The organism is Flavobacterium sp. (assembly GCF_021151785.1).
Classification (GTDB): Bacteria; Bacteroidota; Bacteroidia; order Flavobacteriales; family Flavobacteriaceae; genus Flavobacterium.
Genome location: NZ_JAGKWP010000011.1, coordinates 1 through 23,714, shown reverse-complemented (window position 1 = coordinate 23,714; position 23,714 = coordinate 1). Strand labels below are relative to the sequence as shown.

The window sequence follows — 23,714 nt, the reverse complement described above, 5'->3', positions numbered from 1 at the left end:
TACCCATTCTTGTTAAGAATATTTTATAAATAAAAAATCCCAACTTCAATTGGGATTTTTTATTTATCTTGTTATAGTTTGTGTTCGGTCTGGACCAACAGAAACTACTTTAATAGGTACTTCTAGTTCTTTCTCAATGAATTCGATGTAGTTTTTTAGTTCAATAGGTAGTTCTTCATAAGTAGTCATACCTGTTAAATCCGCTTGCCAACCCTTCATTTCTGTATAAATTGGTTCTACATTTTCAGGTTCAATATTATATGGGAAATGGTTTAAAACTTCGCCGTTGTATTTATAAGCCGTACAAACTTGTAATTTCTCAAAACCAGAAAGAACATCGCCTTTCATCATGTATAATTCTGTAACGCCATTAATTTGTACAGCATATTTTAAAGCTACTAAGTCCAACCATCCGCAACGACGTGCACGACCTGTAACGGAACCAAATTCGTTACCTACTTTTGCCATGGTTGCGCCATCTTCGTCAAAAAGTTCAGTAGGAAAAGGGCCGCTTCCTACGCGTGTGGTGTAAGCTTTAAAAATTCCATATACATCTTTTACTCGGTTAGGTGCAATGCCTAATCCTGTGCAAGCTCCAGCCGCTGTTGTATTTGATGAAGTTACAAAAGGATACGTTCCAAAATCAATATCTAATAATGAACCTTGTGCTCCTTCAGCTAAAATAGTTTTGCCTTCTTTTAAAGCTTGGTTTAAATAAGCTTCCGAGTCAATAAATGTTAATTGCTTTAGTTGTTCAATAGCTTCAAAAAATTCTTCTTCCATTTCTGACAAACTGTAGAGTAATTCCACATCGTAGAATTTAATCATTTCTTCATGTTTGTCCGCTAAAGCACGATATCTTTCTTTAAAATCAAATAATTCTATATCACCAATGCGCAATCCATTTCTACCTGTTTTGTCCATGTATGTAGGACCTATCCCTTTTAAGGTAGAACCAATCTTTGCTTTTCCTTTCGAAGCTTCTGAAGCAGCATCAAGTAAACGATGTGTAGGTAAAATTAAATGTGCTTTTCTTGAAAGTAGTAATCTTGAAGGAATATCTATATTGAAATTTTGCAATCCTTCTATTTCTCTTTGAAATACGACAGGATCCATTACCACACCGTTTCCAATAATATTTATTGCATTAGGATGGAAAATTCCTGATGGTATTGTTCTTAGTACATGTTTGATTCCATCAAATTCTAGGGTGTGTCCAGCATTGGGGCCGCCTTGAAAACGGGCAATTATGTCATAGTTAGCAGTTAAAACATCGACGATTTTTCCTTTTCCTTCGTCTCCCCATTGTAATCCTAGTAGTAAATCTACAGCCATTGTTGTTGTGTTGTTGTTGTTATTTTAGTTGTTTTTTGTTCCGTAAAAATAAAGGGAATGATGGTCAATTTTAATTCCAAAAATTTCTTCCATCGTTTGCTTGATTTGTTGAATCCGTGGGTCACAAAATTCAATTACTTCGCCAGTGTCAGTCAATATGATATGGTCGTGTTGTTTATCAAAGTATGACTTTTCATAATGTGCTTGATTTTGACCGAATTGATGTCTACGAACCAAATTGCATTCCAATAATAACTCAATGGTATTGTAAAGGGTGGCTCTACTTACTCGATAGTTTTTATTTTTCATTTTGATGTACAAGGACTCAATATCAAAATGATCTTGGTTTTCGTAGATTTCTTGAAGAATAGCATAACGCTCAGGTGTTTTACGATGACCTTTTTCTTCTAAGTATTTAGTAAATACGTTTTTAACGATTTCTTGATTTTTTTCGTTATCCATTTGGAATTAAAATGAAATAATGGCAAAGATAGTTTTTTGTTTCTACTTTACAGAATGAACAGTAGAGTTTTTTGCATAATTTTAAAAAAATCTTTAGGCATTATAAACACGAGTTACTCGGTCTACACCGTCTACTTTTTTGATGCTATCAATTAATTTTTTTAAAATGTTGTTGTTTTGAACAATTACGGTAACTTGACCATAAAAAATACCTGCTTCAGAATTGAGACTAATACTTTGAATATTTACATGCATTACATTAGAAATCACTTTTGTTAATTCATTAGTTAAACCTAAAATATCCATTCCTGTAATTTTCAAAGTAGCTTTAAATTCTTCTTGACTTGAATCAATCCACTTGGCAGCAATGATACGATAGGCAAAATTAGATTGCATGCTAATGGCGTTAGGGCAATCTGTTCGATGCACTTTGATTCCTTCATTGATAGTAACAAAGCCAAAGACATTATCTCCTGGGATGGGATTGCAGCACGGTGAAAGTTTATAATCCAGTTTATTTTGCTCTACTCCAAAAACTAATAAATCATATTTCTTACTGATTTCATGTTTTTGAATTCTTTCTTCATCTAGATTTTGTTTTCGGGTAATCGTTTTTTTGAAGAAGTTAACTAAGGTATTGCCTTTTTGTGCGGCAAAATCTTTTAATTGCTGATTTTCAATTGCTCCAATTCCTACACGGTAAAATAAATCTAAACTGGTTTGTAGTTTAAAATAATTGACTAGTTCATTTAAGGTATTTTCATTGAAATTTACTTTTAAGTGGCGCAATTTTCGAACGAGAACTTCTTTTCCATCTTCAGCAATTTTTTTGATGTTTTCGTTTAAAACGTTTTTGATTTTATTTTTAGCTCTAGAGGTGGTTACGTAATCTAACCATTGCGCATTTGGTTTTTGGTTAGGAGAGGTAATAATTTCTACCTGATCTCCACTATTCAATACATGGTTGAGGGGTACTAACTTACCATTGACCTTAGTTCCTCTTGTTTTTACTCCAATTTCTGAATGGATGCTAAAGGCAAAATCTAGTGTTGTAGCACCTTTTGGTAACGATTTAATTTCTCCTTTTGGAGTAAACACATAGATTTCTTTGGCATATAAATTCAATTTAAAATCTTCAACAAAATCAACGGCATTAGTATTCGCATTTTCCAGAGCTTCTTTCAATTGGTTCAACCAAATTTCTAAGCCATGTTCTTCTGCGTCAGAATTGTTTTTGTATTTGTAGTGTGCTGCATAACCCTTTTCTGCAATTTCATCCATTCGCTCACTTCTAACTTGTATTTCAACCCATCGTCCCATAGGTCCCATAACGGTTACGTGTAAGGCTTCATAACCAGAAGATTTAGGTGAAGAAATCCAATCTCTCAAACGGCTTGGACTTGGTCGGTAATGATCGGTTATTACTGAGTAAATTTTCCATGCTAGAAATTTTTCGTCATGTTCATTTGATTTGTAAATGATTCGTAGAGCAAATTTGTCATATACTTCGTCAAAAGTTACTCCTTGGACGCGCATTTTTCTTCTAATGGAATAAATGGATTTAGGTCGTCCTTTGATGATAAAGTCTATGCCTTCATCGACTAAAGATTTAGATAAGATTTCGGATATTGATTTTATGTAAGCATCTTGTTCTTCTTTGGTTTCTTTAATTTTACTAACAATATCTCGATATACCTCAGGTTCGGTGTATTTTAAGCCTAAGTCTTCCAATTGAGTTTTAATATTGTATAAACCAAGTCGGTGGGCTAGAGGGGCGTAAATATACAAGGTTTCAGATGCGATTTTAGCTTGCTTGTAATCGGCCATACCTTCCATAGTTTGCATATTGTGCAGACGATCAGCAATTTTGATCAGAATCACTCGAACATCATCGTTAAGCGTCAACAACATCTTTCTAAAGTTTTCTGCTTGTAACGAAATTTCCTGATCTTGTTTGACTTTAGGAATTTTGGTCAATCCTTCTACAATTTTGGCAATTTTAGGATTGAACATTTTTTCAATGTCTTGTACCGTTATTTCAGTATCTTCAACTACATCATGCATCAAAGCAGCTGCAATGGCGGTAGAGCCTAATCCGATGTCACGAGCTACTATTTTAGCTACTGCAATGGGATGAAAAATATAGGCTTCACCTGATTTTCTTCTTTGCTCTTTATGAGCTTCCACAGCCACATCAAACGCTTTACGAATGATCTTTTTATCCTCATCCGATAAGGTTTGGTAACTTATACGTAATAATTCTTTATATTCTTGGGCAATGGCTTTGTTTTCTGCTTCAATATCGATCTCTTTCATACCTGAACTTTCAAAGTTCTAAATATAACACTTATTAAGAAATTTTAAAAATTAATCCATAAAAAAAGTGCCCTCAAGGCACTTTATTATTTTATTTTCTGAAGAAATCTAGATCATGAAAATCATAACTAAAATCGGTTAGCGGAGATATAGCTTTCATTTTCAAATTACTAGCTTTTTCATTGTTGTCAAATGTAACTTCAATGTAGGCATCAGCGTGAAAATAGCGGTTATCCCATTTAACGGCATAGGTATTGTTCTTAACAAAAAAGACTTCTCCTTTTAATTGTGGAGAACGAACCGATTGAAAAATAAGTTTTTTCTTTTCTAGTTTTAAAGTTATTTCTCCCAACCAAGCATCTTGATAGGTTCCTGCTAGTTGTTCAAAATGATTATTTATTTTTTTGTCTTTTAAATTTAATGCAACTGTTTTCCAAACTTCATCAGTAGTAGTATCCGCTTCAGCTTGTTGTTTTTTTTCTCTTTCACCATATTTAGTTACATAATCTACATAAGGTAGTTGTAAATAACTGTTTTTAATAGTATTGGTGATGGCAGAAAATGCAGAACCCGATTGTTGATTGGTCAAGACAATTATACCTAGATTTAATTCTGGAAATAAAGTAACTTGTGTAACCATACCTTCAAGTCCACCAGTATGTGTTACTTGTTTGTAACCTTTAACATCCGATAAAAACCATCCTAATCCATATCCAGAAAAATGGGTGTTATAAGGTGGGGTAGTGGTTGCGGGAATTATGGTTTGTAACGACCACATTTCTTTATGTTGTTTTTCACTGAATAAAGGTTTGTCATTTATTTTTCCATTGTTTAGTTGTAAAATTACCCACTGACTTAAATCGTGAACAGATGTATAAATACCACCAGCAGCATCCATAATGGTGTTTTTATATCTAACGATTGGAATTAATTTTCCGTCAATTGGAACATGAGGAGTTACTAAATTAGTGGTGTCTTTTAACCGAACAAAAGAACCTGCACTTCGATTCATGTTTAACGGTTTCATGATTCTTGTTTCAACAAATTCACTCCAACTTAATCCAGATATTTCTTTAATTATTTCCCCAGCAACAATATAAAGTAAATTGTCATAATCAAACTGTGTTCTAAATGAAGAGACAGATTTTAAGTGTCTTAAATTGTGAACGATGTCTTTTGGTGTAAAATTATTTCCTTCTGGCCAAATCATTAAATCACCAGCTCCTAATCCTAATCCACTTCTATGTGTTAATAAGTCTCTGATAGTAAATTCATTGGTTACATAGTCATTATACATTTTAAAATCAGGCAAGTACTTAATTACTTTATCATCCCAATCCAGTTTTCCTTCATCTATTAACATGGCTAAAGCAGTTGCAGTGAAAGCTTTACTATTTGATGCTACACCGAATAAAGTATGTTCATTTACTTTTTGTTTTGAAACAATTGAACTTTCTCCATACCCTTTTTCGTGAATTATTTTTCCGTCTTTTACAACTGCTATAGCAATTCCTGGAACATTGAAAGTTGTTCTTGCTCTTTCGGCTAAAACATCAATTTCAGATGCAGTTATTTGGCTATATCCAATTTGACTCAATATAAGTAGTGTGCTTAGAAATATTTTTCTCATAATATTATAGTTTATGTAAAGGTATAGATTTAATGTTTAATAATTAAAAGCCTCTTTGTCTTTTGGCCTCGAAAAGTAAAATAGCAGCAGCGACTGAAACATTCATAGAATCAATGACACCTTTCATTGGAATAATAATATTTTGCTTGCTGTTTTTTCGCCAAATTTCGGTGATACCTGTGGCTTCTGTTCCTACTACTAGCGCGGTAGGTTGTTGATAGTCTTGTGTATGGTAAGCGGTAGAGTCTTGAAGTGTAGCACAATAAATCGCAATATTTCTTTTTTGTAAAAAAGCAATGGTTTCTTCTGAACTTGCTACGGCTATTTGTCGAGTAAATACACAACCCACACTAGATCTTACAATATTTGGGTTGTATAAATCACTTTTTGGATTAGCAATAATTACAGCATCTATATTTGCAGCATCGGCTGTTCTTAAAATAGCACCTAAATTGCCAGGCTTTTCAATCCCTTCTGCTACTAAAATTAAAGGGTTTTGAGAAAGTTGCAAATCAGAAAGTTGATGTGTTTTTATTTTTGCTACAGCCAAAATTCCTTCGGTAGTATCTCGGTAAGCTAGTTTTTGGTATACTTCTTTAGAGATTTCAATACAATCAATTGCTCTGTTATCTATTGTTTTTTGAAGGGTTTCCAAGTTAATCAATTCAGGTAGAAATAGAATGGTTACAAGTTCATATCCTCCTTTAATGGCTATTTCCATTTCTCGTAGACCCTCAATTAAAAAAGTTCCTGTCTTTTTTCTAGTTTTAGCTTTTTCTTGTAACTGTATTAATTGCTTGATAAAAGGATTTTGGATTGAAGTGATTTGTTTCATAATGTTAGCCAACTTTAATGCAAAGGTATTCTATTCTAATTAAAATGATGAATAGGAATTTAAGTTTTTGTTGGTTTCAGTATGAATAAGACTTAGGTTATTCTGTATGCGTTTTTAACATTATTCTAATTTGATTTTTTTGAGGTAAAAGATAACTAATCTTTTAGTAGCCTTGATTTTTTGATAAACTATTGAGTTCTCTTATTGGTTTTTGAAATAGTTTGGTTCTAACTTCTTGTTTTTTTACGTTTAGCACATACTCTTCATAATATTTTAATTGTATTCAATTTTTTAACAGCATAAGTAAGTTTAGTTTCTTTCTTAATCTAGATTAAGAAGGGCATCTAAATATTTAGGTTAGTTTTGTTTTTTAATTTTTACAGTATGGATGATTTACATTTTTTATTAGTGGGTACTAATGTTCAAATGCTTACTGTTTTAAAAAGAGTAATAGCGCAAAGAAAAGGGTGGCAGGCTATTACATGTAAAAGTTTTGAAGCATTGAAAACTGCCTTGTTTTTTGAAGAATGTGATGTAGTTTTGTTGAGTAGTGGTATTTCTTCGGATGAGGAGCAAGCTATTCAAATGTACGTTTTGCAACATTATCCTTCAATAAAGGTTATAGTACATTATGGCGGTGGTAGCGGGTTGTTGTTTAATGAGGTACAACAGGCTTTTGAGATGGATAAATTTTAAAATAATTTATTTTCTTTGTAAATGAATCTCATAAATGTCAAATGAAAAAAGTAATATTCTTTTTTTTAGTTTTTAGCGTTCATTTTCTAGGTGCTCAAGTTAAGTTGGTTACTTGGAATGTAGAGAATTTTGGTCGTTCTAAATCGGCCGCAACGTTGCTTTATATGTCTCAATTGTTAAAAGAATATGATGTAGTTGCTTTGCAGGAAGTAGTTGCAGGTCCAGGGGGTGCACAAGCTGTAGCCAAGTTGGTGGATGCTTTAAATCGGTCGGGAAGTAAATGGGATTATACAATAAGTGATCCTACGAGTGGTCGTCCTAATCAGTCAGAACGTTATGCTTTTTTATGGAAGACGGCTGTTGTAAAAAAGAAAGGGAAAGCTTGGTTAGAGCAAAAATATCATGTAGAAATGGAACGCGAACCTTATTGTTGTACGTTTACTCATCAAGGTAAACCTTTTACTTTGGTTAGTTTTCATGCAGTTACTAAACGTGCTCAACCAGAGCGTGAAATTAAGTATTTGAAATTTTTTCCAGGACTTTATCCTTCTAATCGTTTGATATTTTTAGGTGATTTTAATTGTCCAGCTAGTCATTCGGTTTTTAGTGGATTAAAAAAAATAGGTTTTACTCAAGTATTTACACATCAAAAAACTTCTTTAAAAAAAGCTTGTGTGCAAGGTACTTGTTTGGCTTCAGAGTTTGATAATATTTGGTATTCTTCGGCTCATGTTTCTGTTACTCAATCGCAAGCTATTCATTTTTACACTTCTTTTACCACATTAAAAGCGGCTAGAAGAGTTTCAGACCACATTCCTCTTACTACCACATTATATTTGCGTTAGGTTTTAAATTAAAAATTAAAGCCCAACTTCAGTTGGGCTTTAAAGTACTTTTTTTATTCTTGTTCGTATTTCTTTTTATAACGTTGGTATAATTCTGTTTGATGCGATTCTAGGCTAATTTGTCGTCCGTCAATGAATGCATAAGTTAGGATATTTGTTTTCATATTTAAAGCATCACCATCGGAAATAAACAGAGTAGCACTCTTGCCTACCTCTAGCGAGCCATATTGCGCATCTATTCCTAAAATTTTAGCTGTGTTAAGTGTTATCAATTGAAGGGCTATTTCTTTATCTAATCCCCAAGCTGCACAAGTTCCAGCATAAAAAGGTAAATTACGCGTTTGCATACGTTCCATATCTCCTGCATTTTCTAGTCCGACCAAAATTCCTTTTTGTACCAAGATTCTTGCCATTTTATACGGTAAATTTACATCTTCATCTTCTGATAATGGTAAATCATGTACTCGTCGCAATAAAACAGCTATATTATTTTCTTTTATTAAGTCAGCCACTTTATAGGCATAATAACCACCAACAATCACCATTTTTTTGATGTTATTTTTTCTTTTGAACAAGATTGCATCTGTAATTTCTTTTTCACCATTGGCATTGACATACAACGTTTTTGTGCCATCATGTATTCCTTTCATGGCTTCATATGGTATGTCTTTTACGCTAGTATTACTTTTTAAATAAGCCTCTGCTTGGTCAAAAAAATCTTGAATTTCCTTTACTTGTTCCTCATATTTTTTATTGGGTTCAATTCCTCCTGGTTCAGCCCACCAACCTGTTCTGGCATAACTATTGGGCCATCTCATATGAATACCGTCGTTTTCCTTAATTAATGCATCTTCCCAATTCCAAGCATCTAATTGTACAATAGAAGAGGTTCCTGCTATTCTTCCACCTCTTGGGGTAATTTGTGCCAATAATACACCATTTGGGCGAGCTGTTTCTGTTACTTTAGATTCTGTATTGTAAGCAATGATGCTTCTAATGTGTGGATTAAAAGAACCAATTTCACTCTCGTCGTCAGACGCACGTACAGCATCAATTTCTACTAAACCTAGGGTAGAGTTAGGTGCTATAATTCCAGGGTAAATATGTTGGCCTGAGGCGTTAATCTGTATATCATGAGGAGCGACTTTGGCTAATCGTCCATCTAAGATGGCTATAATTTTTCCATTTTGAATTGAAATCAAGGCTTGCTCCATTACTTTTCCATTTCCTAAATGAGCGGTTCCTCCATAGATAAGTATGGATTTGCTTTGTTTTGGAGCGGGTGTTTGTTGCCCAACCACTGAGAGAGTAATTAAAAGCAGTATATAAGTTATTTTTTTCATATTTTTTTGTTTTAATGATAATGTACTCAAAACTAAGCTACTAGTAGCTATACTTATAGTGAGTTTCTTTACATCGATCGCCTAACGTATCGCAATGGTAATGTCCATTTAATTTTTTCTTAGGTTCTTGCGTTTTCATTCCTTTATTTTTAGCTTCTAAAAGTAGGTTGATTAATTCATTACGTTCCTTTTGTACTTGTTCATTTTTAACTTGTTCTTTTTCTAAATCATAAAATACAATGCCATCAACAATTGTTTTTTCAGCTTTTGTATATATGGATAAAGGACTTTCGCTCCACAATACCACATCAGCGTCTTTTCCTACTTTGATACTGCCCACACGGTGATCTACTTGTAAAAGTTTTGCAGGATTTAAGGTGACAAAATTCCAAGCCGTTTCCTCTGTAATCGAACCATATTTTGTGGTTTTTGCAGCTTCTTGGTTTAGTCTTCTTGACATTTCAGCATCATCAGAATTAATGGATACGGTAACTCCTTCTTTATTCATTAAAGCGGCATTGTGAGGGATAGCATCATTCACTTCATATTTGTAAGCCCACCAATCTGCAAAAGTAGAACCTCCAACACCATGAGTTGCCATTTTATCTGCTAATTTATACCCTTCTAAAATATGGGTGAAAGTTTGAATCTTGAACCCATATTTGTCAGCTACTTTCATTAACATGTTGATTTCAGATTGTACATAAGAATGACAAGTGATAAATCGTTGTTTGTTAAGAATTTGACTAATCACTTCCATTTCTATATCATATCTAGGTTTGATTTTGTTTTTTGATTTAGAATTGGTGTATGTTTTCCATTCTTCTTGGTAAGCTAAGGCTCTTGAAAAATAATCTTCATAGACTTGTTCAACTCCCATACGTGATTGTGGGAAGCGTAAGCGTGCATAGTCACCCCAATTGGATTGTTTTACATTTTCTCCTAACGCAAATTTGATGTATTTAGGTGCATCATTTACGAGCATTTCTTCTGGTGCATATCCCCATTTTAATTTGATAAATGCTGCTCTACCCCCAATAGGGTTTGCTGAACCATGTAATAAATTAGCTGAGGTAACGCCCCCTGCTAAATTTCTATAAATATTGATGTCTTCGGAATTTATAACATCTTCAATCGTTACTTCTGCCGATGAATTTTGTCCACCTTCATTTACCCCATTTGAGATGGCGATATGGGAGTGTTCATCAATGATTCCAGCAGTTAGATGTTTACCTGTAGCATCAATTACTCGTCCTGTAGCAGAAAGGTTTTTTCCAATTTTGACGATCTTACCTTTTTCAATTAGTACATCTGTTTCTTTTAAAATACCCTCTTTTTCTCCTGTCCAAACAGTAGCGTTTTTAAATAAAAGTGTTTCCTGTTTTGGTTTTTCTAAATTACCAAAAGCTAGGTTAGGATAAGTAATAGGAAATAGGGTGTTTTCAACTTTTTTCTCCTCTTTTTTCACTTCTTCGCTCTTTTTACTTTCTTCTGTTTTACGCGTAGCTGTCCAAGAGATTTCTTCCCCTTTTTCATTAGTTCCTTTTCCTGATAATTGTAAGTCTTTATAAATTCCATTCAAGCGAATGAATGTTGTTTTTGTTGTGTCTTTTGAACGAACTACTAAGTTGAACCAAGGATCATTAAAGGTAACTTTTGTTCCAAACTCTAAGTTACCTTGTTTAATTTTAACTTCTGGTTTAGTTGCTTCTCCTTCAATGATTAGCTCATATTTTTCATTGGCTAAGCTGAGTTCATAATTTCCTTTGATCGAAGTCGGATTTAATTTATCTATGCTGTAACGATTACCTTGAATCCAGTTTTCTATAATGGTTGTTTTTTCATCAAACAGCTCACCAGAAGTTACTATAAAATTGGCTAAGTTTCCTTTTTTAAGTGTCCCAATATTGTTTTGTTTTAACAATAAGGCAGGTTGTTCGGTTATGGCTGCTAGGGCTTTTTCTTTTGGGAAACCTAAGGCTACTGCTTTTCTTAAGTTAGGTAAAAAATCTTTAGGCGATTTTAAATCACTACTAGTTAGAATAAAAGGAATTTCATTTTCTGCTAAAAGCTTAAGATTAAATGGCGCTTGATTCCAAAGACGCATGTCGCTTAACGTTACTTGATTAGCAAGTAAAGGATCTGATACATCATAAGCTTCTGGAAATTTGATTGGAATGATTAGAGTTGCCTTTGTTTTTTTGATCTCTTCAATGCGCTCCAATTCATTTCCACTTCCTTTAATTAAATAGGTTATTCCAAATTCGTCTCCAATTTTATCTGCTCTTACAATATTCAATTTATCACCCGCATTGAAAATTTGAATTAGATTTTTATTTTCATTGAAGGCTTCTAAAGATAAATCTTTTGTTTTTGAACCTTCTTGTGCGTACCAATTGGCATCATGATAAAATTGGCGCAATAATGCCATACTTCCCATTAAAGACGAAGGGTAGGATTGGTTAGAAAATGCACTTCTATTGAATGTAAAATGTTGGGCGATTTTCTTATTTAAAATACGAGTAGCATTAGTTTCATTGTCATTTAAAGTCCATAGTAAACTTGTTCCAGCCACAATGCCATCATTCAAATGACTTAGGACTGTCCCAAATCCTGCTTCACGAAATTCTTTAGCTGTTTTTTCTTCATAGGCTAAGTTTTGGTAAGCATTAAAATCTGCACGAATATGATCGTTCCAATAATAACCATTACGTTCCGAATTGTATTGTGGACTTGTATTAAATCCGCCTTTTTTTTGAGGTTTATTGATTCCAAATTCCGTAAATGGGTCAATAAAAGAGGCATAAATGGTTTTGCCAGTTGCGTCTAATATTGTGGCTTCTTTAGGTATGTTAACAGATGTTCCGATTTCTACTATTTTATCTTCTTTAATTAAAAGAGTAGCATTCTCTACTTTGTTAGTAGGAGAGGTGTAAATAGTAGCATGTGTTAAAGCTACCTGATTTTTGAATGTTTGTTTTACCCCATCATTTTTTGGGAAATAGTCTTGTGCGGCAGCCCATTGCACAACGACCAATAACAAGAGTACTTTAATTGTTCGCATAGTTTTTGATTAGTGGCCTAAATGTATTAAAAATTGAATCAAATTTATTGATTAGTCTATTTTTTAACTTTTGATTTTTGTTATGAGAATTTTAGCTTATTCCCATTTTACTTGTAGATATCCTGTTAATGCATCAGGATAATCGGGGTCATTTAAATGTAAGATGTAGTAATAAGTACCACTTGGAACTCGTTCACCATCGATACTGTTTTCTGCTTTTCCATTCCAATCGGGTGTGTTGTTATTACCGGTCCATAATAATCTTCCCCAGCGATTGTATACTTCTAAGTGAAAATTTAAAAATATATTACGTAACCCTTTAATAAAAAATAGGTCATTTAATCCATCATTATTGGGTGAAACAGCATTGTAAATAATGGGAGGACAGTTTTTAGTTAATAATAAAAACGATGTGATGGAATAACAACCATTTTCATTTTCAATTCGTACCCAAATGGTTTTTGGTGTAGTGGTTGCTTCATAGTGGTTGGTATTAACGATGCTATTCGTATTGTTTTGTGCGTCTTGTTGTGTTTCGTGGAATGTCACAACGTGTAAAGGATTTGTTTTTATTTCGTTTTCATAGGAAGAAAAGTCAAAAATGCCACTAGTAAAACCTAGATTACAACTGGTTTGATTTTCAGGTTGATTATAGACCGGAGCAGTCAGTAAGTTTACTTCTAATGAAAAGTTATTATTGTTTTCAATAATTTCAGTTACCACTCCTGTACCGTTTCCTGTATCATCGATGACTACTGTCAATGTAAATGATAAAGGAATTGATGGAGGAATAGTTAATGTGATGCTTCCTGTTTCTGAACCTCCAATAGGAATTGTATTTTGTGTGAAAGTAGTGCCTATAGCTATTCCATTGGCATAAAAAGTGATAGGGGTATTGGGATTTAAATTGGCAGTAGCATTTACATTAAAAGCCTCATAATTGATAGTTATTTCTCTTGAATTACAAGCTACAGGTACTATCTCTTCTATTTCAATTGTTGCATCAGGAAGCTGGCTGTTTAATTTAGTGACAATGGCATTTATCATTACATAATCTTGTCCAGAAGTTAATTGAATAAGAGCAGAAGTATCGCCAATATTGATATTGTTTTGAATGTTATAGACATCTAAATCCATGTTGTACAGTTGATTGGAATTAGTTATCGAATTCGTACTATTAAATGCATTTGTTGCTGGATTTAACGGTGGGTTACTTATTATGTTTCCATTTATTCTCAGTGTTTCGTTTACTTCTAATCCTGAGTCACCTTCCCAAGCTACAAAACCAATTTTAGCATCTGCATTGTCAATAACATTGAGTGCATTAAGCGAAACATCTAAAAAGTTTTGAGCAATGGAAACGACTTGTAGCCCATCATAAACATTTAATTGATTGAGTGGTAAGGCATTGTTCTTATAAATAATAACCATGGCCCAACCAGCAAAATTGGTTCTGTTTTCAAAGTGATAGTTAATGAAAGAAGAAACGTCTAAGTCAGAAACAGTATAAGTACCATTGCCTTGTGATTGAACGAGTGAAGTGACATCGGCAAAAGCACTAAAAAAATTATAGTCAGTTCCTTGTACTAGAATATTAGAAAATGTTCGTGTTGCATTAATTGGTGTGCCATTTAGCTGAATATTGAAATCTCCAGTACCACAACCAGCCCAATATAGATAAGCTGCTTCAATGTTGTCGCCAGTACCTAGGTTTAAATTAGCACTTGAACTTGTTAAAATTGTTGGACTTAGTTGAAAAGAATTTTCATTTTCATTTAGGGTATTGCCTACAAATGTAAAATCATACCTTCCATTAAATTGGTTGTACAATGTAATACTTTGTTGGCTCCAAGTGGCTTGAAAACAAAGTAAAAGGAAAAGTAGTTTTAGTCGTATATTCATTTTCCCTAAATAATATTTTACCAAAGTAATAAATTTTACTAATTTTCCAAAGTTTTATACTATGGAAAAATATAAAGTTATACGCTATCAGTCCGAAAATTATGCACAATGGAATGCCTTTGTGGCGCGAGCTAAGAACGCTACGTTCTTGTTTCATCGTGATTTTATGAGCTATCATCAAGATCGTTTTGAAGATTATTCTTTACTTGTATTTGATGCAAAAGATAAGATTAAGGCACTTTTACCAGCTCACAGAAAGGCAAATGCTTTGTATTCTCATTACGGGTTATCTTATGGCGGCTTAGTTATTGACCAAGATTTGAAATTAGATAAATATCTTTTATTATTTAAGACACTTTTACAATTTCTTCATGAGGCTCAATTTTCGACTTTATATTTAAAGCCTATTCCTCAGTTTTATTGTACTTCGCCCGCTGAGGAAATCAACTATGTTTTGCACTTGGTTCAAGCTCATTTGTATCGCGTTGATTCATCAACTACGATAGATTTAAGAGCTCCTTTTACTATTGATAAATGCAGAATGGAGGGCGTAAAAAAGGCTCAAAAATTAGGACTTCAAATAAAACAAGAAACCGATTTCACAAGTTTTTGGAATACTGTTTTAGTACCCAATTTACAAGAACGCCATCAGCTTCAACCGGTGCATCGATTGGATGAAATTCAACATTTACATGCTCTTTTCCCACAACAGATTTTACAATTCAATTGCTATCAAGCGGAACAATTATTAGCTGGAGCTACGTTATTTGTTAATAATGAAGTGGTTCATGTGCAATATATTTCGGGAATAGGAAATAAAAATCAGCATGGAGCGTTAGATTATTTATTTTATGAGTTGATTACAAGTGTATTTAAGGATTATCATTATTTTGATTTTGGTAACTCTAACGAACAAAATGGAACGCAACTTAATCAAGGCTTACACTTTTGGAAAGAAGGTTTTGGTGCACGAACTTTTGTTCACTACTTTTATAGCCTGCCAACGCAACATTTTAATTATTTAGATCACGTTATTTTAAAAAAGTAATCTTTTGAGTTTTTTTTCCAATCTTCATCAGAAGCCGATTCTCAAAATACTATCTTTGAATAGTATCCATATTTTTTTGAAATTAGTTTTTGGATTTATTACCTCTAATGCTATCGCTTCTTATGCTGGTCCAGTGGGTATGGGTTTGATAGGCTCGTTTAGAAGTTTTTTATCACTCTTAGAACATATTGCTTTATTGGGTTTTCAGAATGGAATAGTCACTTATTTGGCGCCTCATCCATTGGGATCAGCGGCTTATCGGAAGACTGTTTTTACGGCTGGATTGGTTCTCTTTTTAAGTTCACTTTTCGTTAGCTTCTTTTGTATTTTAGGTGTTGATTATTTAACACATGCTGTACTTCATGATCAAATTTTTTATCGAAATATCTTCTATTTGTTAGCTATACTATTCCCTTTGTATACCGGAAGTAGTTTTCTTTTGGCTTTGGTTAATGGGTTACATTATTACAAAAAAATCATTCAAATTCAATTGCTGGCAAGTGGGATTAGTTTGGGACTCTCTCTATGGTTAATTGTATCTTTTACTACATTAGGTGCATTGGTGTCACTAATTTTAGTTCCTGTAGTTTTATTTTTTGTTTTGTTGTTGTATTGTCATCGCATTACTTTGTTTAATCAAGTGTTTTCGTTTCAAAATTTTGATTTTACTCTTCTCAAACATTTTACTTCTTTTGCTCTTATGGCTTTAGTCTCGGGTGTTGTGGGTTCCTATGTGTTACTTCAAATTCGAAATGAGATGATTGATGTAGAGGGGTTATATGAAAGTGGAATTTACGAAGGTTTACAGCGAATTTCTTCTTACTATTTGATTTTTATATCGAGTATTTTGTCCCTTTATTTTTTGCCTAAATTAGCCCAACATGTTTCTAAAGAGAAACAGCATGCTTTAGTATTAGATTATGTAAAGCATATTATTCCGTTGTTTGGCTTGGGCTTAGTGGTATTGTTTTTTTTACGTAAGGAGATTATTGCTTTAGTTTTTTCCCCTGATTTTCATTCCATGGAGTCTTTATTTTTTTGGCAATTATTAGGAGATTTTTTAAAAGCGATTTCTTTACTTTTTGGTTATATTTTAATTGCTAGGAAAGCAACGCGATTATTCCTAGTAACAGAATTGTTTTCTCTTTTTATCTTATATCTTTTAACTCATCATTTATTGCTAGAAGAAGGTTTATTGGGCGTTGTAAAAGCACATGCTATTACTTATTTTATTTATTTGCTTGTCATGCTTTTAGTATATAAAAAAAACACTAGTAAAAGTTTAGACTAGTGTTTTCATCCTTTATAGTTTAATTTGTTCTTTATTTTTGAGGTATGAATTTGATAGAAATTGAATTTGTACAATAGCGCATACCCGTAGTTTCAGTTGGTCCATCATCAAAAACATGTCCTAGATGTCCTCCACATTTAGCACACATTACTTCTATTCGTTGCATGCCATAACTGTTGTCTTTTTCATAAATGACAGCCCCTTTAATTGCAGCATCAAAAGAAGGCCAACCACAATGAGAATCAAACTTGGTGTCTGAAGTAAATAAAGGATTTTCACAAGCGGCACAAACATAGTATCCTTTTTCAAAATGCTTATCATAAATTCCTGTATAAGGTCTCTCGGTTCCTTTTTCTCTTAGTACCTCATATTCTTCAGCAGATAATTGTTTTTTCCACTCTTCAGATGACTTGGTTATTTCAAATTTCATAGCTTGTTCTTCTTTTATTAAATCAGTTGGTTTTATTGCTTCAGTTTTAAATGTTTTGGATGTAAGCACCGATTTCTTCTTGTCTTGAGATTGACAACTGCATAAAGTTAAAAGCAGTCCAATTATAACACTTTTTTTCATAGCTTATACTTTTTTAAAAGTACATAAATATTTTTTCTGAGTTGTGAAGTGCGTCAATTTTAGCATAAATATAACACTTGTTCTTTCGTTGGGTTAAAAACGAAGGGCTACACTTACACCATATTCCTTTCCATTAAAATAGGGGAGTGCCATGCCATTTATTTTTTTTTCGTTTTTAAATAATAGTGTTTTAATGTGTGGATGAAGCCAATAAGCTATTTTAGTACTCAATATGCCTATTCCAGCTCCAGTAGCAATATCGTTTAACCAATGTCGATCGTTATACATTCTGAAAAATCCTGTACCCGTTGCTATGGCATATCCAGTAATTCCATACCAAATAGAGGTGTTTTTATATTCTTGGTATAAAAACTCGGCTCCCATAAATGCAGTTGCTGTATGTCCTGAAGGAAATGAATTGGAAGAAGAACCGTCAGGACGCATTTCATAAGTTGTTTTTTTTAGTATGTTGACGGTTGCACCCATAATCAGATATGCTGTCCCAAGAATTAGTGTTCGATCTGTGAATTGATGTTTCCCTTTTACACCTAAATTATTTAGGGCATAAACAGATAGAAAAGGCATATATTGGGTGACATCATCTAAAGTAAACCGTTTGTCTATGTGTTCTCTTAATTCTTCATTTGTACTGTTGTTCAAGTTTTGCAGTGTATGATTTTCTAGGCTAACTACACCATAACCTATAAGTACGGTTGGAACTAGCAAACTTTTATAATTGAAAGTTTTTTTTGATTTGTTGACTTGAATTGAATCTTGATTTTTTTCTTGTGCGCTAATTTCTTGTCCTAATAGTAAAAGGGATAGAAGTAAACCTAATCCTCTCATAAGTCTGCTTTTTGGTTGGTTTTGTAAATTTACTAAAAATGAAGTTAGATTAAAAGTTAAGCGCATTTATTTAAAGGCTGATTTTTTTTACTAAGGTATTCTTACTTGTTGTTGTTTTTTTATTATTTTATAGTTGATAAGGAGTACTGCTATTTTTGGCAATAGGAGCATAGTAAAAAAAGCTAGATAGGAAATTGTTACTGTTGGTGGAGGGGATGCTAATATGAAAATAGAAATAGTTGTTGCTTTGTCAGGAAATATGAAGTTTTGCGTTAAGTTCCAACCCAAATGTATTGCAAAAGGCATGAGTATTGAATACGTGCGTGCATATGAATAAGCTAGCAGAAATCCCATAGTAAATGTAAAGATGAAAACCAATATCATTTGCATTCCATTTCCCCAGATTTCACTATTTAACCAATGCAAAGCTGCAAAAAATAAAGAAGAAAAAAATAGGGCTTTGGTTTGTCCTATTTTTTTAATGAGTAAGTAAAGCAGCACTCCTCTACAAACTAATTCTTCCGTTAAAACGGTTCTAATTTGTTTCCCAATTTCAGTAAAAAAAATTTCTGTTGTTAGTGACTGATTTAAGGTATATTCTTCTTTTGCGAAGTACATTTTTAGCAGAAATGTAGTAGCAGAAATTAATGAAGAAACTATAAAAAGAATAATAAAATAAAATAGTCTTTCTTTCGTTGGTTGACCACCTAAAACGGATAAATTTTTCTTGCTAAATAGCCAAACAAGTAACCATGATATAGCTAGTAATCCTATTAATTGTAACATTTACTTTCTTTAATTTAATGTTTTGCAAAACGTGCTAAAATAGACTATTAAATTTAGGTTTCTAAAAAATACATTATAATTACGAAAAAAGTTGAGGTAGAGCTGTTTCTTTATTCAACCTTGGCAAGTGTTTTTATTTTACTGCCAATTACATTCAGTAAACGTAGTACCATTAAATTTATAAATTCCGTTGCTATCAGTTCCAAACCAAAGTTCTCCACTTTTATCTTTGTATATTGTATTAACAGCATCACTAGTAAGTCCATCTTTCATGCCGTAGTGAGTTAAGTTGATTCCATCATATTTCCATACTCCTGCGTCTACAGTCCCAATCCAAATGTTTCCACTACGATCTTCATTAATACAATAAACACGAGCTAGGGAAGTTGAATTAGATGTTCCAGTTGTTCTAAAATCAGGATTGCTTAGTCCCTTTTCCTCTGTTAAATTTCTTAAATTTTTTCCATCATATTGAAATAGCCCACCACCATTATTGCCAAACCATAGGTTATGTTTACTATCTTCAAATATACCAAGCACAGCAGGCCCAGCTAGTCCTTTTTCTTTAAACCACGTTAATGAGTTACCATCGAATTTGCATATTCCTTCTGCTTGTGTTCCAAACCAAACATTCCCATTGCTATCTTTAAGAATACAGTAAACACTGTAGCGACTAAGTGAAAACGGTTGGAAGATTTGTTTTATTGAACTTCTTGGAATAAAGGGTAAATAGTCAATTGAGTTCGCACAATAGTTGAACACGCCACTACCACCATAAAACCATAAATCACTTTTTTTTGATTGCCATTCGATATTTGTACCATTTGTTACATGTATTGTATCAGATAGAATACTACATTTTTTGCCATCAAATTTACTAATTGCAAAGGAGCTACTCTCAAACCATAGATTACCATCTCCATCTTCTTGAATAGATATTACTTGATTGTCAGCAAGTCCATCTTTTGTAGTAAATGGTGTGATTATTTTTCCGTCGTATCGATAAACACCTGCTCCATTTGTTCCAATCCAATAATTACCATTACGGTCCTGAAAAATGCTTCGAATATTTTTGTCTATTGTATTTTCGGGTTTATTTTCTATTAATAAATCCGCTTTTTGAATTACTTTATTTGTATTTAGGTTTTGGGATTGTCCTTCAAAAGCACTTAAGTAGAGTAGCCCTATACAACTGATTATCGATTGAGTGCTAATTAATTTTGTTATTTTCATACTTAAGTATTAATGTAGTTATTGAAGTTTATTTTCGTTTTATTTTATCTATTCTTAAAGACTTGGACTCGATTAGTTGTTCAATTTTCTTTTTTGAAAATGTCTTATTGTAATAATTGACAGGAGGATAAATGGAATTGTTGAAAGGATAATTTTATAATTTAAATGCAATAACCCTATGATGAACATAAATAGTAGCAAAATGCCTAAACTACCTATGCCAATATAAGTTAATATTTTGTTTGGCGTTTTTTGAAATAGCGTAATAACTAATATTAGTTGTCCTAACAAGGGTACTATTGTAAATGGATGCAAAATTGAATTCGGGGAGTTAAATAGTTTTGAAAGTATTTCGGTTTCTGCTTGAAAAAGAAATGAATGATTATTTCCACTCCATTCTAAATAGCCTAATAACGAAGTGATAATTAAAAGTAAATTTAAAATTTTGTTTTTCATTTCAGCCAGTTGGGGTTCTTTACTAAGTTTTTTATTGGGTGGTTACTATTTCAAATTATGAAAAAATCAAAGCTTCTTTAACAAATATACAATAATACATGTAAAAAAATGCAGGTGTTGAACTGTAACTAAAATAAAGAACCTCTTTAAAATTGCTTCTAAAGAGGTTACTTTTAATGTTTTCTTAAAAAAGAAGTTATGGAACACCGACGATTGTTAGCCGACGTTTTTTTAAAATGTTATGGAATTCTAGTCAGTACTTCTACATCAGTTATTCCAGGGTTCATAAATTTTGTTTTTAGTGTTGTATTTGTAAGTTCTAGAATTTCACCATTAAGAGTAGGTTGACTTGGATATGTTACTGTTATTGAATTGTTATTTCTAGTCCAAGTTCCAGTATTTATTGTTTCTTGACAATTTGGATTATCGAATTCGTGACTTTTAATAACTCCACCTGCTTGTATTTCTATGTAATCTTTGGTACAACCTGAAGCGTGTTGGTAATCTGTAAGTACTTCTTGGTTATTTGTAATAGTGCCAGTTTTTATATATTGCCATTTACCTTCTAAAGCTACAGGTACAGTTTCTGGAGTTGGATCGCTTTTACTACAAGAATACAAACTAAAGATGATTAGAGGTAGAATTAGAAAAAGGTTTTTTAATTTAGTCATAATTGAAATTTTTGAATGATTTTTGGTTTCACAGTTTGTAAAATTAATAATTTAAATTTAATACGTTGAGGTAAAATGTCATAATATCAGACCATGAAAAATCCATAGGATCTTTAGCGAAGAAGCAAAATACTTCTAAAAAACTCCCATGTTTATGTTGAAGAACAAAAAACAAACCTCTCTTAAATTGCTTTAAAAGAGGTTGAAATGTATACTTTTTGTAGCTTGTTTTTAAAAAATGGTGGTTGTACAAGCTACGCCTGTTGTATGAAGCCATAACTTTTCACATTCCAATTTTCATGTTTAATCTTGCTTTTTAATTTTTGGGAAGTGCCTGCTTTACTGGTGCGGTTGTCTTATCTATTTTGGCAGGAGCTTATTCTATTTCTGCGGTTACAATATTTCTTTCTGCGGTTGTAATATTTCTTTCCGCGGTTGCAATATTTCTTTCTGCGGTTACAACATTTCTTTTCGCGGTTGCAACATTTCTTTCCGCGGTTACAACATTTCTTTCTGCGGTTGCAACATTTCTTTCCGCGGTTGCAATAATTCTTTCTGCGGTTGCAATAATTCTTTCCGCGGTTGATATATTTCTTTCTGCGGTTACAACATTTCTTTCCGCGGTTGCAACATTTCTTTCTGCGGTTGCTATATTTCTTTCTGCGGTTACAATATTTCTTTCCGCGGGTACAATAATTCTTTCTGCGGTTGCAACATTTCTTTTCGCGGTTGCAATAATTCTTTCTGCGGTTGCTATATTTCTTTTCGCGGTTGCAATAATTCTTTCTGCGGTTGCAACATTTCTTTTCGCGGTTACAATATTTCTTTCCGCGGTTGCAATATTTCTTTATGTGGTTGCAACATTTCTTTCTGCGGCTGCTATATTTCTTTCCGCGGGTACTATATTTCCTAGAAGATAGCTGCTTTTATAGGATAGGGGATAACTTGCGCACAATGGTTTGGGTATTGGTGAAGAAGAGGTATTTGAAAACCGTCAGCCTTTTTTTGCCAATACCTTGTGCAGGTTGGACAACTCAAATATATAAAAAGTTGCACAGCAATAGTATATTTATTGATGCAAGGAAAGAAGAATTTTACCTTACAATTATTTGTTTCGGTTAATTTATTGGCCCTGGTTCTAATGGATGATTTTTATAGAAAATAGCTTCTAAAGCAGTTGAAATGTATACTTTTTGCGTTTGTTTTTAAAAAATGGTGGTTGTACAACAGTTACAGCTGTTATATGCAGCTTTTTTATTCATTTTTAGTTTGGTTTTTCAAATGTCGGATAATCTTCTTTCCATTTTCTTTCCCTTGAATTCCACATTAAATATGGTCCGTCAAAACCTTCTACATAAACTAACTCAAAGTTCTTTTCATCAAGTTTTCTATACTCTGGTTGCAAAAAGTCAATTTTGTCACGAAAACCAAATCGTTTTAAAATTTTCCAATCGTTATCGTTAGGTAAGTCATTTTCTCGTTGATATTTTTCGATGTTTTCAATTATTTTTTCACCAAGTTTTATGTCAGAACTTCTGTTAATTGTTAAAGGCAAATTCCACCATACAATATAACTTCCAATAATTAGTACTAAAAGTGTCAGAAATCCAATTGTTAACTTTCTCATTTATAATACGATCTGTATTTTTAAAGTTGCATATAACGTCAGTTCGTCTAAAAAGCTAAACTTCTTTACTAACTAACTTTTATAAACTCAAATATACTATTTTTTAGTAATGAATATTTGATAAATTTAAAATTATAGTTTTAGTTGGGTTTACAAGTAAATGCTTTAAAAGAGGTTGAAATTTATACTTTTTGTAGTTTGTTTTTAAAAAATGTTGGTTGTACAATAGCTACTGCTTTTAGCAACAGTTATTCTTTAAACTTCCAATATTTCGCTTGATTATATTCTTTCGAGTTCATTATCAAAGTATCATTTTTCAACAAAACTTTTGCGCGATAAACATAATCAGGATAATTTATTTCGATAGTATCATTCTGTAAGCTGTAATTATAATCTTTAAAGTCATCGACATAATAAATTGTATTTGATTTTATTTCAAAAGTGGCATTTTCTGTACTTCCATTAGTCCAAACACCCAAAATCATATGATTGCTAATCTTGGAATCATTTTTAATCATTTTATTTACTTCAATAGTTTCAGTAGCTTTTTTTAAAATTACATTTTCTAGCCCTTGTTTTTCAGTAACTCTTTCTTTCTTACATGATAATAAGAAATATAGAATTAAAAATAATAATTTAATTTTCATAAGGGTATTTTTTCAATAATTGGTGCTAACGTCAGTTCGTCTAAAAAGCTAAACTTCTTTACTAACTAACCTTTATAAACTCAAATATACTACTTTTAAGTAATGAATAC

The 23,714-nt window shown here is 32.6% G+C and carries 21 protein-coding genes; 5 read left to right on the top strand and 16 right to left on the bottom strand.

What is annotated here, in order from left to right:
- Nucleotides 1-63: 63 nt before the first annotated feature.
- The 5 genes from QZ824_RS02265 to QZ824_RS02245 form a co-directional block, all read right to left on the bottom strand.
- Nucleotides 64-1,335, bottom strand: a complete 1,272-nt coding sequence (locus tag QZ824_RS02265) for an adenylosuccinate synthase (protein ID WP_291274416.1) — start codon at nucleotides 1,333-1,335, stop codon at nucleotides 64-66.
- A gap of 24 nt (nucleotides 1,336-1,359) precedes the next feature.
- The gene (locus tag QZ824_RS02260; RefSeq protein WP_291274415.1) at nucleotides 1,360-1,797 is read right to left on the bottom strand and encodes a transcriptional repressor; all 438 of its coding nucleotides are present in this window, start codon (nucleotides 1,795-1,797) and stop codon (nucleotides 1,360-1,362) included.
- Between the two features lie 93 nt (nucleotides 1,798-1,890).
- Nucleotides 1,891-4,113, bottom strand: coding sequence for a RelA/SpoT family protein (locus tag QZ824_RS02255; RefSeq protein WP_291274414.1), 2,223 nt, complete (start codon nucleotides 4,111-4,113; stop codon nucleotides 1,891-1,893).
- Nucleotides 4,114-4,204: 91 nt separating this feature from the next.
- Nucleotides 4,205-5,743, bottom strand: coding sequence for a serine hydrolase (locus QZ824_RS02250; protein ID WP_291274413.1), 1,539 nt, complete (start codon nucleotides 5,741-5,743; stop codon nucleotides 4,205-4,207).
- Nucleotides 5,744-5,786: 43 nt separating this feature from the next.
- Nucleotides 5,787-6,578 (bottom strand): RNA methyltransferase, encoded by a 792-nt coding sequence (locus tag QZ824_RS02245; protein ID WP_291274412.1) that lies wholly within the window; start codon nucleotides 6,576-6,578, stop codon nucleotides 5,787-5,789.
- Nucleotides 6,579-6,962: 384 nt separating this feature from the next.
- On the opposite strand from QZ824_RS02245, the gene QZ824_RS02240 reads away from it, so the two are divergent.
- Nucleotides 6,963-7,274 carry a hypothetical protein gene (locus QZ824_RS02240; protein WP_291274411.1) on the top strand — a complete coding sequence of 104 codons (312 nt, stop codon included), beginning with the start codon at nucleotides 6,963-6,965 and terminating at the stop codon, nucleotides 7,272-7,274.
- Between the two features lie 41 nt (nucleotides 7,275-7,315).
- Entirely contained in the window at nucleotides 7,316-8,119 is an 804-nt protein-coding gene (locus QZ824_RS02235) for an endonuclease/exonuclease/phosphatase family protein (protein WP_291274410.1), read from the top strand.
- A gap of 53 nt (nucleotides 8,120-8,172) precedes the next feature.
- Here the strand turns inward: QZ824_RS02235 and QZ824_RS02230 are convergent, their stop codons facing one another.
- From QZ824_RS02230 to QZ824_RS02220, 3 genes are all read right to left on the bottom strand, one after another.
- Complete coding sequence (locus QZ824_RS02230; RefSeq protein WP_291274409.1) at nucleotides 8,173-9,462, bottom strand: amidohydrolase family protein; 1,290 nt, start codon at nucleotides 9,460-9,462, stop codon at nucleotides 8,173-8,175.
- A 40-nt stretch (nucleotides 9,463-9,502) separates the two neighbouring features.
- The gene (locus tag QZ824_RS02225; RefSeq protein ID WP_291274408.1) at nucleotides 9,503-12,526 is read right to left on the bottom strand and encodes an amidohydrolase family protein; all 3,024 of its coding nucleotides are present in this window, start codon (nucleotides 12,524-12,526) and stop codon (nucleotides 9,503-9,505) included.
- 96 nt (nucleotides 12,527-12,622) lie between these two features.
- The gene (locus tag QZ824_RS02220; RefSeq protein ID WP_291274407.1) at nucleotides 12,623-14,428 is read right to left on the bottom strand and encodes a gliding motility-associated C-terminal domain-containing protein; all 1,806 of its coding nucleotides are present in this window, start codon (nucleotides 14,426-14,428) and stop codon (nucleotides 12,623-12,625) included.
- Nucleotides 14,429-14,489: 61 nt separating this feature from the next.
- Between QZ824_RS02220 and QZ824_RS02215 the strand changes: the two genes are divergently transcribed.
- Nucleotides 14,490-15,476: a GNAT family N-acetyltransferase gene (locus QZ824_RS02215; RefSeq protein ID WP_291274406.1), complete on the top strand. Its 987-nt coding sequence runs from the start codon at nucleotides 14,490-14,492 to the stop codon at nucleotides 15,474-15,476.
- Nucleotides 15,477-15,531: 55 nt separating this feature from the next.
- Nucleotides 15,532-16,767 carry an O-antigen translocase gene (locus tag QZ824_RS02210; protein WP_291274405.1) on the top strand — a complete coding sequence of 412 codons (1,236 nt, stop codon included), beginning with the start codon at nucleotides 15,532-15,534 and terminating at the stop codon, nucleotides 16,765-16,767.
- A 31-nt stretch (nucleotides 16,768-16,798) separates the two neighbouring features.
- Here QZ824_RS02210 and msrB read toward each other — a convergent pair whose 3' ends face one another.
- The 6 genes from msrB to QZ824_RS02180 form a co-directional block, all read right to left on the bottom strand.
- On the bottom strand, nucleotides 16,799-17,338 hold the full coding sequence (gene msrB, locus QZ824_RS02205; protein WP_291274404.1) for a peptide-methionine (R)-S-oxide reductase MsrB: 540 nt from the start codon (nucleotides 17,336-17,338) through the stop codon (nucleotides 16,799-16,801).
- Between the two features lie 93 nt (nucleotides 17,339-17,431).
- Nucleotides 17,432-18,184: a phosphatase PAP2 family protein gene (locus QZ824_RS02200; RefSeq protein ID WP_291274403.1), complete on the bottom strand. Its 753-nt coding sequence runs from the start codon at nucleotides 18,182-18,184 to the stop codon at nucleotides 17,432-17,434.
- 90 nt (nucleotides 18,185-18,274) lie between these two features.
- Nucleotides 18,275-18,970 carry a type II CAAX endopeptidase family protein gene (locus QZ824_RS02195; RefSeq protein WP_291274402.1) on the bottom strand — a complete coding sequence of 232 codons (696 nt, stop codon included), beginning with the start codon at nucleotides 18,968-18,970 and terminating at the stop codon, nucleotides 18,275-18,277.
- A gap of 138 nt (nucleotides 18,971-19,108) precedes the next feature.
- Entirely contained in the window at nucleotides 19,109-20,203 is a 1,095-nt protein-coding gene (locus QZ824_RS02190) for a two-component regulator propeller domain-containing protein (RefSeq protein WP_291274401.1), read from the bottom strand.
- A 72-nt stretch (nucleotides 20,204-20,275) separates the two neighbouring features.
- Nucleotides 20,276-20,659: a hypothetical protein gene (locus tag QZ824_RS02185; RefSeq protein ID WP_291274400.1), complete on the bottom strand. Its 384-nt coding sequence runs from the start codon at nucleotides 20,657-20,659 to the stop codon at nucleotides 20,276-20,278.
- A 239-nt stretch (nucleotides 20,660-20,898) separates the two neighbouring features.
- Nucleotides 20,899-21,330, bottom strand: a complete 432-nt coding sequence (locus QZ824_RS02180) for a lipocalin family protein (protein WP_291274399.1) — start codon at nucleotides 21,328-21,330, stop codon at nucleotides 20,899-20,901.
- 323 nt (nucleotides 21,331-21,653) lie between these two features.
- Between QZ824_RS02180 and QZ824_RS02175 the strand changes: the two genes are divergently transcribed.
- A complete protein-coding gene (locus tag QZ824_RS02175; protein ID WP_291274398.1) occupies nucleotides 21,654-22,250 on the top strand; it encodes a hypothetical protein in 597 nt (198 codons plus the stop codon).
- 344 nt (nucleotides 22,251-22,594) lie between these two features.
- Here QZ824_RS02175 and QZ824_RS02170 read toward each other — a convergent pair whose 3' ends face one another.
- Both QZ824_RS02170 and QZ824_RS02165 read right to left on the bottom strand, forming a co-directional pair.
- Complete coding sequence (locus tag QZ824_RS02170; protein ID WP_291274397.1) at nucleotides 22,595-22,957, bottom strand: hypothetical protein; 363 nt, start codon at nucleotides 22,955-22,957, stop codon at nucleotides 22,595-22,597.
- 248 nt (nucleotides 22,958-23,205) lie between these two features.
- Nucleotides 23,206-23,604, bottom strand: a complete 399-nt coding sequence (locus tag QZ824_RS02165; protein ID WP_291274396.1) for a hypothetical protein — start codon at nucleotides 23,602-23,604, stop codon at nucleotides 23,206-23,208.
- Nucleotides 23,605-23,714 lie beyond the last annotated feature (110 nt).

Excerpts from the sequence above, each read along its gene's own strand:
- QZ824_RS02200 (WP_291274403.1), bottom strand. The coding sequence starts at position 18,184 with ATGAGAGGATTAGGTTTACTTCTATCCCTTTTACTATTAGGACAAGAA.
- QZ824_RS02185 (WP_291274400.1), bottom strand. The coding sequence starts at position 20,659 with ATGAAAAACAAAATTTTAAATTTACTTTTAATTATCACTTCGTTATTA.
- QZ824_RS02245 (WP_291274412.1), bottom strand. The coding sequence starts at position 6,578 with ATGAAACAAATCACTTCAATCCAAAATCCTTTTATCAAGCAATTAATA.
- QZ824_RS02235 (WP_291274410.1), top strand. The coding sequence starts at position 7,316 with ATGAAAAAAGTAATATTCTTTTTTTTAGTTTTTAGCGTTCATTTTCTA.
- QZ824_RS02165 (WP_291274396.1), bottom strand. The coding sequence starts at position 23,604 with ATGAAAATTAAATTATTATTTTTAATTCTATATTTCTTATTATCATGT.
- QZ824_RS02250 (WP_291274413.1), bottom strand. The coding sequence starts at position 5,743 with ATGAGAAAAATATTTCTAAGCACACTACTTATATTGAGTCAAATTGGA.
- QZ824_RS02220 (WP_291274407.1), bottom strand. The coding sequence starts at position 14,428 with ATGAATATACGACTAAAACTACTTTTCCTTTTACTTTGTTTTCAAGCC.
- QZ824_RS02195 (WP_291274402.1), bottom strand. The coding sequence starts at position 18,970 with ATGTTACAATTAATAGGATTACTAGCTATATCATGGTTACTTGTTTGG.
- QZ824_RS02225 (WP_291274408.1), bottom strand. The coding sequence starts at position 12,526 with ATGCGAACAATTAAAGTACTCTTGTTATTGGTCGTTGTGCAATGGGCT.
- QZ824_RS02260 (WP_291274415.1), bottom strand. The coding sequence starts at position 1,797 with ATGGATAACGAAAAAAATCAAGAAATCGTTAAAAACGTATTTACTAAA.
- QZ824_RS02170 (WP_291274397.1), bottom strand. The coding sequence starts at position 22,957 with ATGAGAAAGTTAACAATTGGATTTCTGACACTTTTAGTACTAATTATT.
- QZ824_RS02255 (WP_291274414.1), bottom strand. The coding sequence starts at position 4,113 with ATGAAAGAGATCGATATTGAAGCAGAAAACAAAGCCATTGCCCAAGAA.
- QZ824_RS02190 (WP_291274401.1), bottom strand. The coding sequence starts at position 20,203 with ATGAAAATAACAAAATTAATTAGCACTCAATCGATAATCAGTTGTATA.
- QZ824_RS02230 (WP_291274409.1), bottom strand. The coding sequence starts at position 9,462 with ATGAAAAAAATAACTTATATACTGCTTTTAATTACTCTCTCAGTGGTT.
- QZ824_RS02265 (WP_291274416.1), bottom strand. The coding sequence starts at position 1,335 with ATGGCTGTAGATTTACTACTAGGATTACAATGGGGAGACGAAGGAAAA.
- QZ824_RS02180 (WP_291274399.1), bottom strand. The coding sequence starts at position 21,330 with ATGACTAAATTAAAAAACCTTTTTCTAATTCTACCTCTAATCATCTTT.
- QZ824_RS02240 (WP_291274411.1), top strand. The coding sequence starts at position 6,963 with ATGGATGATTTACATTTTTTATTAGTGGGTACTAATGTTCAAATGCTT.
- QZ824_RS02215 (WP_291274406.1), top strand. The coding sequence starts at position 14,490 with ATGGAAAAATATAAAGTTATACGCTATCAGTCCGAAAATTATGCACAA.
- msrB (WP_291274404.1), bottom strand. The coding sequence starts at position 17,338 with ATGAAAAAAAGTGTTATAATTGGACTGCTTTTAACTTTATGCAGTTGT.